Genomic DNA, 18,446 nt, shown 5'->3' with positions numbered 1-18,446 from the left:
TAACGGTGGTTTTACCAAACAACCCCAACCCGGTAGCCCGCCTTCTACGAATAGATGCAGAAGACAAAGCTATCTTGTGATCTAGTATCTCTAGGGTATCGGTCTATGCCAACCTGTACTAGAATATAAAAGGTGCATTTAGCACCCTGAGATTATCTTCCATAATTTGTAGCGAAGATTCTGTGTCTGATCCCGCCTTCCCCTTTGAGGAGATTCATGTCTGAGACCCCCCAGTCTAAAAATAAGCAGGGTGCTATTGGTGCTTCCACTGCGAAAAACTCCCAGAAGAGCAACTACCACAGTAACGCTCAACATTCTGATGGGGCTGGGGCAAATCATAAGGATAGCGATGGAGGACGCCGAAACGACTTGAAAAACCCGCATAAATCGCATCGTTTCGGTTTTCGGAGTAAGTCACCTAGGCAGCACGTGTATAAGGCAGAGTCTCAGGAGAACGTGCGATCTGTTGACGGTCGGGCGGGTTATCGTCCTGCCAAGCCAAAGGCGCCTGAGATTGACAGTGATGTAACAGGTCGTGAATTAGACAGTGCTACAAGCCGTCAGCTTCGCGCGCTTGAGTCTAGGAATGCCGCTACCGTTGCAAAACATCTTGTTATGACTGGACGATATCTGGAGCTTGATCCCCAGTTCGCGCTTGAGCATGCTGTTGCTGCGTCTCGAAGCGCAGGACGTATTTCTGCGGTACGTGAAGCTGTAGGTGTCGCCGCATATGTCGCTGAAGATTACGAACTAGCATTACGCGAATTACGTACGCATCGTCGCATAAGCGGCTCTCTGGATCATCTTGCGCTCCTCGTAGACTGTGAGCGCGCTCTTAACCGTATTTCTAAAGCTCTTGACATGATAGAGGAAGCTAAACGCGAAGAGCTTCCTGCCCAGGTTCGCGTTGAACTCGCCATTGTTGAATCTGGGATATATGCAGATCAGGGCAAAAAATCGCAAGCGATATCGGCCCTTCAAATTCCGCAGCTAAACCCAAAACGTGCTTTCGAATACAGCCCTCGACTCTTCACAGCATATTCCGAGGCTCTAGATAATGCAGGACGAAGTCAGGAAGCAGAGCAGTGGGCACGCCTCGCGTTCAGGGCCGAAGCCGCTTTGGGACAGGGTGAGTTCGCTGAGCCTGAGATTTTCGATATTTATGGTGAATCCGAGCTCTTTGAACCTGAGGAACCTGTGCTAGAAGACCTCGAACAACAAAGCAATACTGACGAGGGAACACAGCCAGAGAAGGAAGAGGCATATAGTTCTGACAAGTCAAAGAACTTGGCGGTTGCATCTTCTGAATATGAAACGAAGCCTTCCCAAAATGAAACAGAGCAGTAGAAACTATCTGTTCCTCGCCTGAGGCTACTTGCTTTGTCTATAACCAGAAAGAATTGAACATTATGACGAGCGAACCCCTACTAGCTCAGTACGATGCCTTACTTTCAGATCTCGACGGGGTAGTATACGCTGGACCCTACGCTATTGAGGGAGCGCCAGAAGCCTTAAACCGCGCTGAAAGCAGTGGGGTTCCCGTCGTCTTTGTGACTAATAATGCCTCGCGCTCCGTAGAATCTGTAGCGACTCACCTGCAAGATTTAGGCGTGCGCACGCAGGCGGAACGTGTTGTCAGTTCTGCCCAGGCTGGCGCGGCTTTATTGGCTCAACATGTGCCCGCCGGATCTAAAATTCTGGTTACCGGTACTGAAGCTTTAGCAGATTGTCTGCGGGCTGTCGGGTTGGAGCCTGTATCATCACAGTCCGACAACCCTGTTGCCGTGGTTCAGGGTTTTAACCCGCAACTCAGCTGGGAAGATTTGGCAGAGGCAGCGTACACTCTCGCTGATCAGAACATCTTATGGGTTGCCACGAACACAGACCAAACTATTCCTAAGGAACGAGGGCAAGCACCCGGTAACGGTTCTTTAGTAGCGGCGGTGGGTATTGCGGCACGTCGTACTCCGATGGTAGCCGGAAAACCTGAAGCCGCTATTTTTGAGACTGCGGCTCAATCAGTAAAAGCCTCAAAGCCCGTTATTGTAGGGGACCGCCTTGACACCGATATTCTGGGAGCCAACAAAGCTCATATGGCGGGTGCACTTGTGCTGACCGGTGTGCAGACATATCAGGATGTTATATCGGTGGTCCCTGAACAACGTCCCACGTATATTTTGCGCACTCTTGATGATTTCTTCGAACCATATCCGCAGATCGAAATTCTCCATGAGGACCACGCGATTACAGCGCATGGACCATCATGGACTGCCAAGGTACAGGGAAATAATATCTATTTAACCGTCCAAGGCTCTTTCGCGCCAGAGGGCTTTTCCGGCAGCGATGCGGAAGCAGAAGCCTGGCGCGTAGCCTGCGCTGCCTGGTGGGCGGCGCATCCGGAGCAGGCTGTGACCCCGAATATTCAAGGCCTTCCCGAGGTTTAACTTATGGGTAAGAAACAACAAAACTCTACAGAAAATGCTGATAGCCATGAGTCCCTTGAAGAAGCTGATTACCAGGAGTTTGAAACACAGCTGCAGGCTGTTTTAGCGATGGATCCTGTAGAGCGTATTCGGGCCTATGGAACCTTAGTTGATAACCTAGAAGATAATGTACGTTTCTCCCGAGAACCCGGGGAGAACTCCTAGGTGCGGCTCGATAAATTTCTTGCCGAGCATGGGCTTGCTGCATCTCGTACTTTAGCGGCAAAACTTATTGATGCCGGGTGCGTGAGTGTTAATGGGAAAATTGTGTATAAGGCATCGCAGCCTGTACATCGTGACGATGATGTACTGGTACAAGAAAGCCCTCTTACAGAATATGTGAGTCGTGCCGGGCATAAACTTGCTGGTGCCTTAGATATTTTTACGCACATAACTGTAGCCGGTCGTCGTTGTCTGGACGCAGGTGCCTCTACCGGAGGATTTACCGACGTACTCTTGCGCCGTGGAGCTTCACATATTGCAGCAGTTGACGTGGGTCACGGTCAACTTGTTGAGTCTTTGCGCATGGATCCTCGAGTTGATGCTTATGAAGGTCTTAACGTGCGTTATCTAACTCCAGAGGATATTGGGGGCTTAGTTTCCCTAGTTGTCTCTGACCTATCATTTATCTCGTTGACGTTAGTCATAGATGCTCTTGCGCAGGTGACCGAGGAAGATGGGGACTTAGTGCTCATGGTGAAACCACAATTTGAAGTAGGAAAACATCAAATCGGGCGTGCAGGAGTGGTTACAGATCCTCAAGCACATGCTTTCGCCGTGCGTAAGGTGCAAGACTCGGCTCAATCATGTGGTCTTCGCGTGATAGATACTGTGCAAAGCCCCTTACCCGGGCAAGATGGTAACGTCGAATTTTTCTTATGGTGCAAGAAGCAGAAATAGCAAACAAATCTTTTTATCGAAATAATATTCTAGAAAATATGTTCCAGTATAATGGGAAATTCGGCTATACTAAAGAAGTAGTCGTGGGATAATTCGCAAATAATGCCTGCTGTGAGGAGGGTAGAACGTGTCAATAACAGAAAATCGTAAAATTCTAGTCTTTGCGCATACTGGCCGCAAAGAAGCACGGGATGCAACCCGCCAGGCGTGTAAACAGCTGCATCGTGCAGGTCTAGTGCCCGTGATGAACCGTTCTGATCTGGAAGCCTTGACGGAAAATTGGGACGATCCGGTGCCTGTGCAGGTGGTGCATGAGAGTGTTGCGCTTATTGATATTGAGCTTGGTATGGTCCTCGGCGGTGACGGTTCTATCCTGCGTGCTGCAGAAATGGTGCGACATACAAGCATTCCGCTGATCGGCGTGAATCTGGGACACGTAGGATTCTTAGCGGAATCGGAAGAAAGTGATCTGCAAGAAACTGTAAACCGCATCGTCAAGAGCGAGTATGCGGTCGAAGAGCGTATGGCAATCGACATTGAAGTATGGCACGAGGAGAAACGTGTTCATACGGATTGGGCGCTTAATGAAGTAAGCGTTGAAAAAGGCAACCGCGAGAAGATGATTGAGGTCATCATTGAGGTAGATCGTAAGCCAATAAGCACATTTGGCTGTGATGGTGTGGTGATAGGTACGCCCACGGGATCCACCGCATACGCATTTTCAGGTGGGGGACCGGTAGTCTGGCCTGAGGTAGAAGCTATATTATTGGTGCCGCTTTCAGCACATGCCCTTTTTGCACGACCGCTAGTAGCATCTCCGTCTTCTATGGTAGCTGTTGAAATGATGGCTCATGGTGCATCCGGTGTGTTGTGGTGCGATGGACGACGTATGAATGATCTGCTGCCCGGTTCCCGCATTGAGGTGCGTAAATCTGAAAAACCAGTGCTTTTGGCACGTATCCACCCCGCCCCGTTCTCTGAACGGCTGGTTCGTAAGTTTGCTCTGCCTATTCGAGGATGGCGAGGCCCAACCTCTGAGGAGGAGCGTGAGGTGTGCGATGCCGGTGAAAAAAACAGCTCGCAAGATCCTCATTGATTTATATGTGGTACTCACACGGAAACCGAATGTTTGGGGTGCTCCAACAGGAAGTCGGTCAGTGCAATAGAGCCGCACATAGCTCGCGTATGTGGCACGACTCCAGCCCCTATGCGGTAAGGACTTTAAGGTAGACGCATCGTGATTGAAGAAATCCATATTCGGGACTTGGGCATTATTACTGATGCTCGATTACCCTTGCAGCCCGGGTTGTCGGTTCTAACAGGTGAAACTGGTGCCGGTAAAACTATGGTGGTTACGGCGCTTGGTATGCTTCTTGGGGCACGTAGTGATGCTACAAGTGTGCGTCAAGGGGCAAAGAGCGCTTTAGCGGAAGCCATCGTGCGCCTACCTCAAGAACATAAGGCTTTGACCCTCGTGGAAGAAGTGGGCGGAACAGCTGACCCGGTAGATGAAAAAACAAGCGAACTTCTCTTAGCTCGCACCGTTAATGCTTCTGGGCGTTCTCGGGCACATGTAGGAGGATGTACCGCGCCTGTCGGTAAGCTTTCAGATATTGGGCAAACTCTTGTAGCTGTGCACGGTCAGTCGGATCAATTGCGTCTCAAGTCTGCCAGTGAGCAACGTCGTGCACTAGACCTTTATGCGGGCGAAAAGCTTTTTGACCTGTTGGAGAAGTACCAGCATACCTATGAGCGGTACCGAGTCGCAGCCGCTGAATATAAAGAGGTTCGTGAGAATTCTCGTGCACGAGCATTAGAGGCGCAAAGCTTGCAGGGGGCGCTTGAAGAAATAGACTCCGTAAATCCACAGACGGGTGAGGACGAAGCGCTTAAGAATGAAAGCATCAAACTGATGAATGTTGAGGCGCTTCGTACAGCAACCGGTGTTGCAGCGGCGGCGCTGTCGGGCAGCGAATATACGGAAGGCACAGAGGCAAATGTACTGAGTCTTCTGGACGTGGCACATACATCTCTTTTGGGACAAGCCGATGCCGATAGCGATATAGAGAATTTAGCTCAACGGGTTAATGAACTTTTAGTTCTGGCGACTGATGTTGCCACCGATATTTCTACCTATTCGACCTCGTTAGATTCTGAAGGGCCTGAACGCCTAGCGCAGGTACAGGAGCGTCGTGCGCAGCTGAAAAATTTGACGCGAAAATATGGTGCAGATATTGCGGAAGTCCTTGAGTGGGCCGAAGAATCTCGTGATCGCCTGACTCGCCTTGTTGATGATCCAGCGCGACAGGAATCTCTGGAACAAGAGCTCACCGACCTGCGTCAGGCTTTAGGAGAGCAGGCAGCTCAGCTTATGAAAGCGCGTCAAGAAGCCGCTTCGCGTTTGGCGGATTCTGTCAGTGAAGAACTAACCGCGCTTGCCATGCCGAATGCTTCTCTTGTTGTTGAAGTTGCCGAGGCAGATAAATTTTCAATTCATGGTCGTGACACAGTGACCTTTATGCTTGCTCCGCATCGTGAGGCAACCCCTCGTCCACTTGGGAAAGGTGCCTCTGGAGGTGAGCTTTCACGCGTAATGCTTGCGTTGGAGGTTGTGTTGGCGGAGGTGGATCCGGTACCCACCTTTATCTTTGACGAAGTAGATTCGGGCGTTGGCGGTAAGGCTGCTATTGAGATTGGTCGCAGGCTTGCAATGCTTGCCCAGCATGTACAAGTTTTGGTGGTAACTCACCTACCACAGGTTGCGGCTTTCGCGGATCAGCATATTTTGGTTCTTAAAAATGATGACGCATCGTTATCGAAAGTACAGGTGCTTTCTGATCAAGAGCGTGTTGTGGAACTCGCTCGCATGCTCGCCGGACACGATCAGTCGGAAGCAGCCCAGGAACACGCTCGAGAGCTTTTACGCGCAGGGGGCCAGCTTGAGTAAATAGGTGCTGAAAAGACAACGATCATAGCTGATATACCTGAGGAGTATTCCAAGAATATTCGGTAGTATTGGGTCGCAGATATTTCTAGAGACCGTTGCGGTGCAACACCGTATTCAGCGGTAGATAGAAGCGTTTATTATGGCGTAAAAACTGCGCGAAATACGGGAAAGAGCTCGTTAAATTTAGGGAAGAGAAAAGCTCTCGTCCGTTAGTGTTCTATTGGATAGGGGAAAAGAAAATGGTAAGCTTGAATTCCGTGGTGAATGAAAATAATAACGCTCTTAACGCGTCCGCTAACGGTAAGGTAACCCGCCAAATCTTTGTTACGGGTGGTGTTGCTTCTTCTCTCGGTAAAGGTCTTTCAGCTTCTTCTCTCGGTCAGATTCTACGTTCTCGTGGTCTATCGGTCACGATGCAGAAATTTGACCCGTACCTTAACGTAGATCCCGGTACCATGAACCCTTTCCAGCACGGCGAAGTCTTTGTAACTGACGATGGTGCTGAAACAGACCTTGATATTGGGCATTACGAACGCTTTCTTGATGAGAACCTTGACCAATCCGCTAACGTTACAACCGGTCAGGTGTACTCGACCGTTATCGCAAAAGAACGTCGCGGAGAATATTTGGGCGATACCGTGCAGGTTATTCCTCATATCACTGATGAAATCAAAGCCCGTATGCGTTACGCCGCCGAAATCGAAAACGCGCCCGATATCATCATCACCGAAATTGGCGGTACGGTAGGCGATATTGAATCGCTGCCCTTTATGGAAGCAGCACGCCAAGTACGCCGTGACGTTGGACGTCAGAACGTGTTTTTTCTCCACGTATCTTTGGTACCCTTTATCGGCCCTTCCGGCGAACTCAAAACGAAGCCTACTCAGCATTCCGTTGCAGCATTACGTGGTTTGGGTATCCTGCCCGATGGCTTGATTCTGCGTTGTGAGCGTGATGTTCCGGAATCGCACCGCGCCAAAATCGGTAACGCCTGCGATGTTGATACTGCCGCCGTTATCTCATGTCCCGATGCCCCCAGCATCTACGATATTCCCAAAACCCTTCATTCCCAGAAGCTCGACGATTATATTCTGGATTACTTCGGCATGACTGCCCCTGAGCCAGATTTTACGCAGTGGGATCGTTTGTTGGATGCGGTGCACCGCCCCTCCGCCGACGTTAACATTGCCCTCGTGGGTAAGTATATCGATCTTCCCGATGCATACCTCTCGGTTTCTGAGGCTCTGCGCGCCGGGGGCTTTGCGAATAATGCAAAGGTCAATATCAAATGGGTCGCTGCAGACCTATGCGCCACTGATGAGGACGCAGACCATCAGCTGCACGATATGGATGCCATTTTGGTACCTGGCGGTTTCGGTATTCGCGGTCTAGACGGCAAGATCGGCGCATTGAAATATGCTCGTGAACATAAGATTCCTACTCTGGGCATTTGCCTGGGGCTGCAGTCCATGGTGATTGAGTACGCTCGAAACGTTTTGAATCTTTCTGATGCATCCTCAACCGAGTTTGACCCGCAGACAACAATGCCGGTCATTGCCACGATTGAAGAACAAAAGCAGTTTGTGGAAGGCGCAGGTGATTTGGGCGGAACCATGCGTTTGGGTCTGTACACAGCTAATCTGGTTCCCGGTTCACAGGTTGCTCAGGCCTATGACGAGACCGAAGTGGCGGAACGGCATCGTCACCGGTACGAAGTTAATAACGAGTACCGTGAACAGCTTGAGAACGCGGGCTTGGTTATCTCCGGTACTTCACCGGATTCCTCGCTCGTGGAGTATGTTGAGCTCCCCGCTGATGTGCATCCTTACTATGTGGCGACTCAGGCGCATCCGGAGTACCGTTCGCGTCCTACGCGGCCGCATCCGCTTTTTGCGGGACTGGTGAAAGCAGCTCTCAAACGTAGCGGTAAAGAATAAGAACTTTCTTCATAAGAAGTCGCGGACTGATTGCCGATGTAGTCCGCGACTTTGCTCTGCCAAAGGAAAATAAAAACGTCAGCGCTGTCAGCTGATATCTCTGTCCTTAAGGTTCTGACTCTGGCGACCGCAAGTATGCAAATTAGAATAGGGATATGAACACTTCAGAGAACAAGAATCCGTATCGAATAGACCCTATGTATGCTGATGTGATCGATGCTCCCTCAACGCGAGAAATCCTAAGCCGTGAGGTGCAGTATAGCGGATATGTTCTCCAAGCAGCCGTGGAGCACTATGATCTTGACGGGCACGGTACCACTTTAACGCGGGATGTTATCGACATGCCGGGTTCCGTTGCGGTTGCCGCGTTGAACAACCGGAATGAGATTCTGCTTCTGCGCCAGTATAGGCATCCCGTGCGTATGAACCTCTGGGAGGTTCCCGCAGGACTTCTTGATATTACTGGTGAAGACCCTCTTCATGCAGCCCAGCGCGAACTCGCGGAAGAAACCGACCTTGGAGCTCATCGCTGGCGCAGCTTGATCGATTATTACACGACTCCGGGAGCCGCTTCGGAAGCGGGTCGTATATACCTTGCCCAAGACCTGTACGAGATTCCTGAAGCAAACCGTATAGTACGCAGGGGCGAAGAAGCGGAGATTACCTACCGGTGGGTTCCGCTTGAACAGGCCGTACGCCTTGTGCTCGCGGGCCAACTACATAACGGTTTGGCTATTCAGGCTATTCTTGCGGCATATTGCGCGGTCGGGACTCGACAAGAGCAATTGCCCTTGCGAGATGCCGCCGATACCTGGGATTTTCACCCTTACTTGGGAGGGCGCCGTATCCGACCCGAAACTTTTAAACACGAGGAATAATTCGCTATGGTTTCTCAGCACCTGAGTGAAGGAATACATCGTATAAGTCCGCTTGAGCGGGATATTGAACAGTATCTTATTCACCTGCGAGTTGAAAAAGGCAGTAGCGAGAATACGATAGCTTCGTATGCACGCGATTTAAGGCGGTATGTAGAATTTATGGCATCACGCGGTATCATTGATGCCCACCGAATTCGCACTGCCGATGTGCGTGCCTTTATGCGTGAACTTGCCCAACCGACACTGCCGCGTGCGGAGGAGAACAGAGATTCGGAGCATCCCAGCAAAAGCCAGGGAGAAAAACTATCTGAATCTGATACCCGAGCAGAGGAACTCGAAGACACCCTGGAATCTTTGGCGGTTTCTCTCTATGCTTCGGATCAAACAAAGGCTCCTTCAACGAGTACGCGTGATGTCACACTGCCTCTGCCGCTGGGCCCTAATTCAATTGCACGTACCATGGCTGCAGTTCGTGGCGCGCATAGTTTCTGGCATGCTTCGCGCATCCTGGAGACCGATCCCGCCGCTGCCGTGAAACCGCCTAAAAATGTGAAGCGATTGCCCAAAGCCGTGTCCGTGGAGCAAATGCAAAAGCTCCTTGCCATACCCAGTCTTAAGACTCCTACCGGTCTGCGTAATCGAGCGATACTTGAGTTCTTATATGCTACCGGTGCGCGCGTGAGCGAGATGCTGGCAACAGATCTGGACGATATACACCTGGGCGAAAAACCCCGCGATGAAAACGGGGAATTTATTGCCGTGCCTGGGTATGTGCGTCTTTTCGGCAAAGGGGGTAAAGAGCGTTTAGTACCTTTGGGATCCTACGCGCAGAGGGCGCTGGAAGACTACATTGTGCGCGCTCGCCCCAAGTTTGCGTCGCACGGCAAAGGTACCGCTGCGCTTTTTCTCAACGGGCGGGGGAGTCGGCTGGGTCGACAGGGAGCATGGCTTATCCTCAAAGAAACAGCTGAGGAGGCGGGGCTGAGCTCTGATTTTTCGCCCCACTCTATTCGACACTCGTTTGCGACGCATCTTGTACAGGGCGGAGCCGATATTCGCGTGGTTCAGGAACTATTGGGACACGCCTCGATTGCGACTACGCAGGTGTATACCAAGGTTACTCCGGAAGGGATGCTGGAGGTTTACCGGATGGCGCATCCTCGTGCACATGAGCGTACTTAGTAGGTGATTAGTAGAAGTAGACTGTGGGGAATAGCTGCGCGGAAGAACGACGACACTATGTCTGTATAGCTATGCCGACAAATATGCGTTTAAAGAGAAAATACGCCAATAAGATACTATAATTTAGCTTATTTATACGATTTACACTCTAAAGATGTAATATTTATGCTGTTTGTGACAGACATGTAAATATTCTGTTGCAATGGCATATTTTAGTCAGAAAACACCCGCGTTAATGTTGCTGTAGGTGTAGCCTGTATAACATCCTGAATCCGGAACAATAAAGTTCTGGTCGGTATAGACACACAGCACCGTGCGTCCCCGGCGCGAAAGGAAAGAATTAATGAGTACGGAATCCGCAAAGAAACCGTTCTACAAAGACCCAACCCATATGCTCTACCTCTCGGTGATTGCCGCTGTGATCCTTGGGTGTATCTTGGGAATGACCGTTCCCGATTTTGCAAAAGAGCTGCAGCCCATCGGTACTGGTTTTATCGCTCTCATCAAGATGATGATCGCCCCTGTAATTTTCTGTACGATTGTGCTGGGTGTAGGGTCTATTGCTAAGGCAGCAACCGTCGGCAAGGTCGGTGGATTGGCGCTGCTGTACTTCGTACTCATGTCAACCTTTGCCTTAGGAATTGGCCTGGTTGTAGGTAATATTATCGAGCCGGGAAGCTCGCTGCACTATGACCCGGCAACAACGAAATACACGCTTCCGAATTCGTCTGAAGGACATGGCGGTGACAGCACTGTCTCGTTCCTGCTCAACATCGTGCCGACTTCTTTGCTTTCGGCATTGACAAGCGGTAATATTCTGCAAACCCTTTTCGTGGCGCTTTTGACCGGCTTTGCCCTGCAGAAGATGGGACCGGTTGGCGCTCCCATTCTCAAATTTCTGACCTACTGTCAGGCGCTCGTATTCCGTCTGCTCATGATGATTATGTGGTTAGCGCCTGCTGGTGCGCTTGGTGCGATTGCAGCTGTTGTAGGTTCTACGGGTTCCCGTGCGATCTCCTCAATGTTTATTTTGATGGTGGCATTCTATATCACTTGTATTCTCTTTGTCGTAATCGTTCTGGGCACTATTCTCAAGCTCGTAACCGGTGTGAATATCTTTACCCTGTTGAAATATCTGGCACGCGAATATCTCCTCATCTTCTCAACATCCTCGTCGGAGGCAGCGCTGCCGCGTCTTATCGCCAAAATGGAACACTTAGGTGTTTCGAAGCCTGTTGTAGGCGTTGTGGTTCCTACGGGGTATTCCTTTAACCTGGATGGCACCGCAATTTACCTGACGATGAGCGCCCTCTTTGTTGCGGAGGCTATGGGGACTCCACTTGCGTTAGGCGAGCAGATTTCTCTGCTGGTCTTCATGATCATTGCTTCGAAAGGAGCTGCCGGTGTTTCGGGCGCGGGGTTGGCGACCCTGGCAGGCGGTTTGCAGTCGCACCGCCCCGACCTTGTTAATGGTGTAGGTTTGATCGTGGGAATCGATCGCTTCATGTCTGAAGCACGTGCGGTCACTAACTTCACAGGCAACGCAGTGGCGACGTTACTCATGGGGAAGATTGTTAAAGAGGTAGATATGGATCGTGTTCATGCGGTGCTGAAAGGGGAGATCCCCTTTGACGAATCCACCATGGGCGGCGAACTACACGGTGACCAATACGTGGATAATGCGGTAAGTCAAAAATCTCCCACCAAACAGATGTCCGTTGTGGCTGAACCAAAGATTAAAAATACTGTGACGCTACCGGAAGATCAATAAGTTAAAAAGTATGCGGGGAGGTGTATCTGTTTCTAGGAGGAAAGCGCCTTCCCGCATATTGCAAGGTCTGATTTAGCATGAGAATTACATAATGCTGTGGCTTATGGTGATCGGGGCCTCTAGAATTCCCGAATTATTTGGTTTATAGACCTGAACAGAGCGCGATGTAACATAATTCGTACGTAAAGCGAACTCACAAACCTGCTGAGCGGGCGTGTGTGGGGTAACCTTATACATGAAGAGAAAATTCGTTGACGAAGGTGAAGATAAGTTGACCGAAGCACCGGCACAAGAACTCGGACCAACCGGCCGACCCCTACGTGAATATCCCGATCCTGCGCCTATAAGCCAACATGGTCCCGCCCGCATCATCTCAATGGTGAATCAGAAGGGTGGCGTAGGAAAGACGACCTCAACCATAAACCTTGGTGCTGCACTTGCGGAGTGTGGTCGTAAAGTGCTCCTTGTAGACTTTGACCCTCAGGGTGCCCTATCCGCTGGTTTCGGTACAAATCCGCATGAGCTTGAGCTGACCGTGTACAACGTGATGATGGATCGTAAGGTCGATATTAACGACGTTATTCTACCGACCGATATCGAGAACATCGACCTTCTTCCTGCAAACATCGACCTTTCTGCGGCTGAAGTTCAGCTAGTAAACGAAGTTGCTCGCGAGCAGGTACTCGCCTCAGCCCTACGTAAGGTACAGAATGAGTACGATGTTATTCTGATTGACTGTCAGCCCTCGCTCGGCCTGCTAACCGTAAACGCATTGACAGCATCGCATGGCGTTATCATCCCGCTTATCTGCGAATTCTTTGCCCTACGAGCTGTGGCGCTTCTCGTGGACTCTATCGAGAAAGTGCAGGATCGCCTAAACCCCGATCTAGAAATTACCGGCGTTCTTGCGACCATGTTTGACGCCCGCACCATCCATTCTAAAGAAGTGCTTGCACGTATTATTGACGCTTTCGGAGATAAAGTCTTTGACACCGTGATTAAGCGAACCGTTAAATTCCCGGATGCTACAGTATCGGCAGAGCCTATCCTCTCATATGCCAGCAACCACACTGGGGCTCAAGCTTACCGGCAGGTAGCCCGCGAACTTATTTACAAGGGCGGAGCCCGATAAGATCCTGGATCCCGTGTGCCTTGACACCACCTATAAACCTTGAAGGTATGGTGTCAAGGCACGTATAATATGGGCGGTACATCCTGTATCTTTCATGATCTCGCAGGTTATCCTGCAATCCCCAGTAAAGGAAATCGGTCACCTATGACCAAAAATGTCGCTGCCGTGAGGGTACCGACACCGCATGAGACGCCTGATGCCTCCAATTCGGTGAACGGTGCCGGATTCACGCTTAATTTACCGAATTTTGAGGGTCCATTCGACCTTCTCCTAACACTGATCACACGTCGTAAGCTCGATATTACAGACATTGCGCTTGCTGAAGTAACCGACGAGTTCCTGGAGTATCTGCATGCCTTATATTCACAGGGCACTGAACGCGCATTAGATGAGGCAAGCGATTTTTTGGTAACGGCCGCGACTCTGCTAGAGCTTAAAGCCGCCCGGCTACTCCCGCAGAATCATGAACCGCTAGATCAGGATGTGGCTCTTCTAGAAGCGCGTGATTTGCTTTTTGCTCGGTTGCTTCAGTATCGCGCCTACCGTGAGGTAGCCGCTATTTTCGCTGATCGTTGGCGCGAAGAGACCCAGCGCTTTCCGCGGACCGTGGCGCTGGAACCTGTATTTGTGAAGGCCCTTCCAGAGCTTGTTTTCAAAGGGGGAGTAGAGGAATTTGCGCGTATTGCAGCGCAAGCATTTGCCCCGAAACCTTCGACTAATCTAGAACCGAATCCGGCTGATGTTGCTGAGGAACTGAATGAGCACCTTCACGGCGCCTCAACAACGATTGCACACGAAGAACAATATATTCTGGATGCACTTCTTGCGTGTAAACCGACGGTATCATCGGTAACATTTTCGGCACTGGTGTATGATGCTCAGGGACTTGACATCGCAGTTGTGCGTTTCTTGGCGCTCTTAGAACTGTATAAAGAGGGCGCGGTAGACGTACATCAGGATGCGCCGCTTGCCGAGATTTCGGTACGTGCTACCGAATATGCGCGTGCTTTTGTTCCTGCTGAACCGGCAGTTTCAGCACATGATACAGGGCGGGGCTACAGCCCAGAACATCGCGATAGCCCGGATGATCTTACCTTTTCAGAGAGCGTTAAAAACGCAGGGGAGGAGACCGCATGAGCGAAGAATCCTTCAACTCTGCTGGTAAGACAGCCGCGCAGCAGCAGGGGAGCCGATTTGAGGATGAATTCACCGAGAATGATTTAGCGATGGTGAACCTAGGCTACTGGGACCCTAGTGCCGATACTGAGACAGACAGTGAATCCGGAGAAGAATCTCATCGCGAAAATGCCTCGGTACCCGAGCAGACTTCTACTGACCAGGAACACAAAGCCGAAACTGAGCGCGATTCTGACAAAAATATAACGTCTTCGGATGCTCGGCATCCCGCGAAGATAACCCGAGCGGTCGCCGCTGATGTAGAGGAATTCTCGCGCGTTGAGCTTATTCCTGGGGGCGTGAAAAGCGCTATTGAAGCTATTCTTGCTGTTGCTGATACTCCTGTAAGTGTGCGCGAACTCTCTGCCGCCCTGATTGTCAATGAGCGCAGTATTGAGCACGCTCTTGACGAGCTTTATCGTGAATATAACGGTGACGATTCGGAATATGGTGAAGACACTCCCGCCCACGAGCCGCGTGGTTTTGAGCTTCGCCAAGTTGCCGGTGGCTGGCGGTTGTATTCTCGCGCCGATTTTGCTCCCTGGGTAGCGAGGTTTGTGACCCGTTCACAGAGCGCTACCCTGAGCAAAAGCGCATATGAAACCCTGGCAGTTATCGCTTACCGGCAGCCGGTTACGCGTGCCGCAATAGCCGCAGTCCGAGGAACAAACGCGGATGCATCGGTACGTCAGCTGCTACAGCGCCAGCTCGTGCGCGCGGCCGGTAAAGAGGAGGGAACCGGCGCGGTTCTTTACGAGACCACGGAACTTTTCTTGACAAAATTAGGTCTCAACTCTCTGGAAGAGCTTCCCGCGCTTGCGCCTCTTTTACCTGATGAAACCGAGGCAGCAGTACTTTCTGACAGCCCCTCTGAACACGGTAATCGTAACTAACCTATCCGCCCGCGGACTAAATCTAGGAAGCGGTGGGCATCAAAATCTTGTGAAAACTTCAAACGAACGACATAAGGAATAAGACTATGGCATATGGAAACTCTCGCGGTAAAAACCCCGGGTCGCGGAAACCTCGACCCGGCGCGAAACGTAATGGCGTGGGCGCTAGCTCCTCAACCCGAGTCGGTAAATTTAGTGGCAAAACTTCAGGCGGCGCAAAGCCTAAATCCGGTACATCAGGGTCTCCACGCGCCGCGCGTAGCCACGGCGCGGGTGCTTCCAAGCGGGATAGGCGGGCACCGCATCGCCCCTATCGTTCCGGCGAAGCTTTCCCACATGAGCGCGGCGAATACAGGGTAAATAACTACTCTGGGCCACATCGCCCGCGCCGTCCCCGTAATGCGCCTGTGGATCATTTTGATTTCTATGATCACGACGGTGTACGTCTGCAAAAATTGATGGCGCAGGCAGGTGTTGCATCGCGTCGTGTATGTGAAGAGATGATCACGGAAGGACGAGTGACCGTTAACGGTGAGGTCGTGACCGAGCTGGGGGTGCGTGTTAATCCTGCCGATGTGATTGTGCAGGTTGATGGTATGACCGTGCAGACTAACGAAAAGCTCATCTACATGGCGTTCAATAAACCTGCTGGCGTCGTTTCCACGATGGAAGACCCCGATGGCCGCTCCTGCATTAAAGATTTTCTACGTGACTCTATGAATGAGCGTGTTTTCCATGTGGGACGATTAGACGTGGAAACCGAGGGTCTGCTGCTTCTTACTAACGACGGCGAGCTCGCAAACCGTTTAACACATCCTTCGTATGAGGTACCCAAAACGTATCTGGTGCAGGTGCGCGGTCCAGTAGAATCAGGTATTGGCGCTGAGCTGAAGAAAGGTATTCGCCTTGAAGACGGCGTATCGAGGGTGGACTCCTTTAAACTTGTGGATTCGGCGCCCGGCCATGTGCTGATTGAAGTGACCATTCACTCGGGTAAGAACCGTATTGTGCGCCGCCTCTTTGAAGCCGTGGGGTATCCTGTGGAGAAACTTGTTCGTGTACAGATGGGTCCCATTCGTATCGGATCGCAGAAGCAAGGGACCATTCGTAATCTTTCTAAAGTCGAAATTGGGCATCTGCTTGCTTCGGTGGAGATGTAATGACAGAAACAACTATGACCCCCATGCTGGAAGGACCGGTCCTCGTGGTAGGGGCTGGCCTATTGGGTGCATCTATCGGGCTAGGTTTGCGTGCTGCGGGGCTTGAAGTTTATCTGCAAGATATTTCGCCCACCGTTGAAGCCGTCGCCGAAGATATTGGAGCAGGAACCCGGCTCGATACCCTTGAGCCCGATGAGCGTGAGTCTTTCACCCCGCAGCTGGTAGTTGTGGCTTCTCCGCCGGATATAGCCGGAAAACTTTGCATACAGGCATTGCGGGAGTATGCGCCTAGCCCCGGATATGCGGGCGCTACCGTGACCGACATTGCCTCCGTTAAAGTACAGCCTTTAGAACAGGTACTCGCCTCTGATGTTGATGCTTCACGATACGTTGGTTCGCACCCGATGGCTGGGCGTGAAAAGACCGGCCCGGTTGCGGCGCGTGGGGAGCTTTTTCAGGCGCGTCCCTGGATTATCTGCGAACATGACGATGCACGTATCGAGTGCGTGCGATTAGTGCGCGCCCTTGCGGTAGAGCTTGGCTCTTTCGTGACGACTCTTAGCGCTGAAGAACACGACGAAACGGTTGCGTTGATTTCCCATCTGCCGCAGGCTATGAGCTCCCTGCTAGCGACTCGGCTGCAGGAAACTCCCTTATATGCGCTTGGTTTAGCGGGGCAAGGGCTTCGCGATACGGTTCGCATTGCTGCTTCCGACCCTGCACTCTGGGTGCAGATTTTTGCGGCGAACGCAGCACCTATCGTGAAGAGCCTCTATGGTGTGCGAGAAGATTTAAACCGTCTGATTGAAACATTGGAAGATCCTTTGGCATCGGGCGCCAGGCTTGATCTTGCGCAGCTGATGAGCGAAGGCAACGCCGGTGTGGCGCGCATCCCCGGTAAACACGGCGGAGTTCCGACGGCTTTTGCGACCCTCACCGTTTTGGTTGATGATGAGCCCGGAACTTTGGCACGGATGCTGGCAGATATTGGCGACTTGGGGATTAACCTTGAAGATTTGCGGCTGGAGCACTCCACGGGCGCGCCCGTCGGCATGGCTGAGGTCTCGGTAAACCCAGCAAAACACGACTATTTGGTAGACGGGCTTACGGAACGAGGCTGGAAAGTCGTAAAATAGCTGGCGTTCCTCAGCAGTTACCCCCCCCGTAAGCCTGGATATTCAAGATTATTTTGACACTCAACATGCGGGACCCCTCGCAGACAGAAAGTAATGTTATGCATGAGAACCCTAAACTTACGATCGCGATCGATGGACCGTCAGGTTCTGGAAAATCATCGGTCTCAAAAGAAGTCGCACGCCATTTCGGGTTAGCGTATCTAGACACAGGCGCTATGTATCGTGCCGCAACCTATCGTGTACTTCAACTCGATATTGATCTTGCTGACCAAGATGCTATCGGGAAAGCTGTGCAAGAGATGCCGCTCGTCTTCGGAACCAATATCAAAGAAGAAGAAATTTTGATGGGCACCACCGATATTCGCGAGGAAATCCGCACTGAACGAATTTCTGGTGCGGTCTCTGCCGTAGCCTCTGTGCCTGCCGTTCGTGAATACCTCATCGAGCTACAACGCTGGACGATCAACCAGGCGGTCAACGGTATTGTGGCGGAGGGGCGAGATATTACAACCGTGGTGGCACCGGATGCAGATGCACGCATACTGCTAACCGCATCGGAAGAGGTGCGCATGGCACGCCGTGGACTAGAGAACACCGAAAAATCAGGAGAGTCCGGCGACCTTACGCAGCAGATCTCTGAACGCGATACCCAGGATTCTAAGGTAAACAATTTTATGGAAGCCGCCCCCGGTGTAACCCTGGTAGACAGCTCGGATCTGGATTTTAACGAGACCGTATCAGCAGTTATTAATGCTGTTAATGCACAGGTGAAGGCGAAACGACAGGCATCACGGGATGCCTCTGCAGGGACCGAGACCGCATAAAATACTTGAAAAGACAGCGAACATACT

General features: G+C 51.3%; 16 protein-coding genes. All 16 read left to right on the top strand.

Annotation, left to right across the window (positions count from 1 at the left end):
• Nucleotides 1-216 precede the first annotated feature (216 nt).
• Nucleotides 217-1,347, top strand: a complete 1,131-nt coding sequence (locus tag HMPREF2981_RS10470) for a tetratricopeptide repeat protein (RefSeq protein WP_070619793.1) — start codon at nucleotides 217-219, stop codon at nucleotides 1,345-1,347.
• Nucleotides 1,348-1,409: 62 nt separating this feature from the next.
• Entirely contained in the window at nucleotides 1,410-2,444 is a 1,035-nt protein-coding gene (locus HMPREF2981_RS10465; protein WP_070553523.1) for an HAD-IIA family hydrolase, read from the top strand.
• Nucleotides 2,445-2,447: 3 nt separating this feature from the next.
• Nucleotides 2,448-2,648: a hypothetical protein gene (locus HMPREF2981_RS10460; protein WP_004004338.1), complete on the top strand. Its 201-nt coding sequence runs from the start codon at nucleotides 2,448-2,450 to the stop codon at nucleotides 2,646-2,648.
• Nucleotides 2,649-3,383, top strand: coding sequence for a TlyA family RNA methyltransferase (locus HMPREF2981_RS10455; RefSeq protein WP_004004339.1), 735 nt, complete (start codon nucleotides 2,649-2,651; stop codon nucleotides 3,381-3,383).
• A 127-nt stretch (nucleotides 3,384-3,510) separates the two neighbouring features.
• On the top strand, nucleotides 3,511-4,479 hold the full coding sequence (locus HMPREF2981_RS10450; protein WP_048777715.1) for an NAD kinase: 969 nt from the start codon (nucleotides 3,511-3,513) through the stop codon (nucleotides 4,477-4,479).
• Nucleotides 4,480-4,620: 141 nt separating this feature from the next.
• Entirely contained in the window at nucleotides 4,621-6,330 is a 1,710-nt protein-coding gene (gene recN / locus HMPREF2981_RS10445; protein ID WP_004004341.1) for a DNA repair protein RecN, read from the top strand.
• 239 nt (nucleotides 6,331-6,569) lie between these two features.
• Nucleotides 6,570-8,267, top strand: coding sequence for a CTP synthase (locus HMPREF2981_RS10440; RefSeq protein WP_004004342.1), 1,698 nt, complete (start codon nucleotides 6,570-6,572; stop codon nucleotides 8,265-8,267).
• 155 nt (nucleotides 8,268-8,422) lie between these two features.
• Nucleotides 8,423-9,145 carry an NUDIX domain-containing protein gene (locus tag HMPREF2981_RS10435; protein ID WP_080513828.1) on the top strand — a complete coding sequence of 241 codons (723 nt, stop codon included), beginning with the start codon at nucleotides 8,423-8,425 and terminating at the stop codon, nucleotides 9,143-9,145.
• A 6-nt stretch (nucleotides 9,146-9,151) separates the two neighbouring features.
• Nucleotides 9,152-10,327, top strand: coding sequence for a site-specific tyrosine recombinase XerD (locus HMPREF2981_RS10430; protein ID WP_037230788.1), 1,176 nt, complete (start codon nucleotides 9,152-9,154; stop codon nucleotides 10,325-10,327).
• A 343-nt stretch (nucleotides 10,328-10,670) separates the two neighbouring features.
• A complete protein-coding gene (locus HMPREF2981_RS10425) occupies nucleotides 10,671-12,098 on the top strand; it encodes a C4-dicarboxylate transporter DctA (protein WP_004004345.1) in 1,428 nt (475 codons plus the stop codon).
• 235 nt (nucleotides 12,099-12,333) lie between these two features.
• Nucleotides 12,334-13,230 (top strand): ParA family protein, encoded by an 897-nt coding sequence (locus HMPREF2981_RS10420; protein ID WP_013398802.1) that lies wholly within the window; start codon nucleotides 12,334-12,336, stop codon nucleotides 13,228-13,230.
• A gap of 144 nt (nucleotides 13,231-13,374) precedes the next feature.
• On the top strand, nucleotides 13,375-14,367 hold the full coding sequence (locus HMPREF2981_RS10415) for a segregation and condensation protein A (RefSeq protein ID WP_048777721.1): 993 nt from the start codon (nucleotides 13,375-13,377) through the stop codon (nucleotides 14,365-14,367).
• Nucleotides 14,364-15,299 carry an SMC-Scp complex subunit ScpB gene (scpB, locus tag HMPREF2981_RS10410; protein WP_048777723.1) on the top strand — a complete coding sequence of 312 codons (936 nt, stop codon included), beginning with the start codon at nucleotides 14,364-14,366 and terminating at the stop codon, nucleotides 15,297-15,299. Before HMPREF2981_RS10415 ends, scpB begins: the two co-directional genes overlap by 4 nt.
• 86 nt (nucleotides 15,300-15,385) lie before the next feature.
• On the top strand, nucleotides 15,386-16,459 hold the full coding sequence (locus HMPREF2981_RS10405) for a pseudouridine synthase (protein ID WP_048777725.1): 1,074 nt from the start codon (nucleotides 15,386-15,388) through the stop codon (nucleotides 16,457-16,459).
• Nucleotides 16,459-17,595, top strand: a complete 1,137-nt coding sequence (locus HMPREF2981_RS10400) for a prephenate dehydrogenase (RefSeq protein WP_037230796.1) — start codon at nucleotides 16,459-16,461, stop codon at nucleotides 17,593-17,595. Before HMPREF2981_RS10405 ends, HMPREF2981_RS10400 begins: the two co-directional genes overlap by 1 nt.
• Nucleotides 17,596-17,693: 98 nt before the next feature.
• A complete protein-coding gene (gene cmk / locus HMPREF2981_RS10395; protein ID WP_037230797.1) occupies nucleotides 17,694-18,419 on the top strand; it encodes a (d)CMP kinase in 726 nt (241 codons plus the stop codon).
• Nucleotides 18,420-18,446 lie beyond the last annotated feature (27 nt).

Source organism: Rothia sp. HMSC069C01 (assembly GCF_001814655.1).
GTDB classification, from domain to species: domain Bacteria; phylum Actinomycetota; class Actinomycetes; order Actinomycetales; family Micrococcaceae; genus Rothia; species Rothia dentocariosa.
The sequence above is the reverse complement of the archived record's forward strand: the minus strand, read 5'-3'. Positions and strand labels throughout refer to the sequence as shown.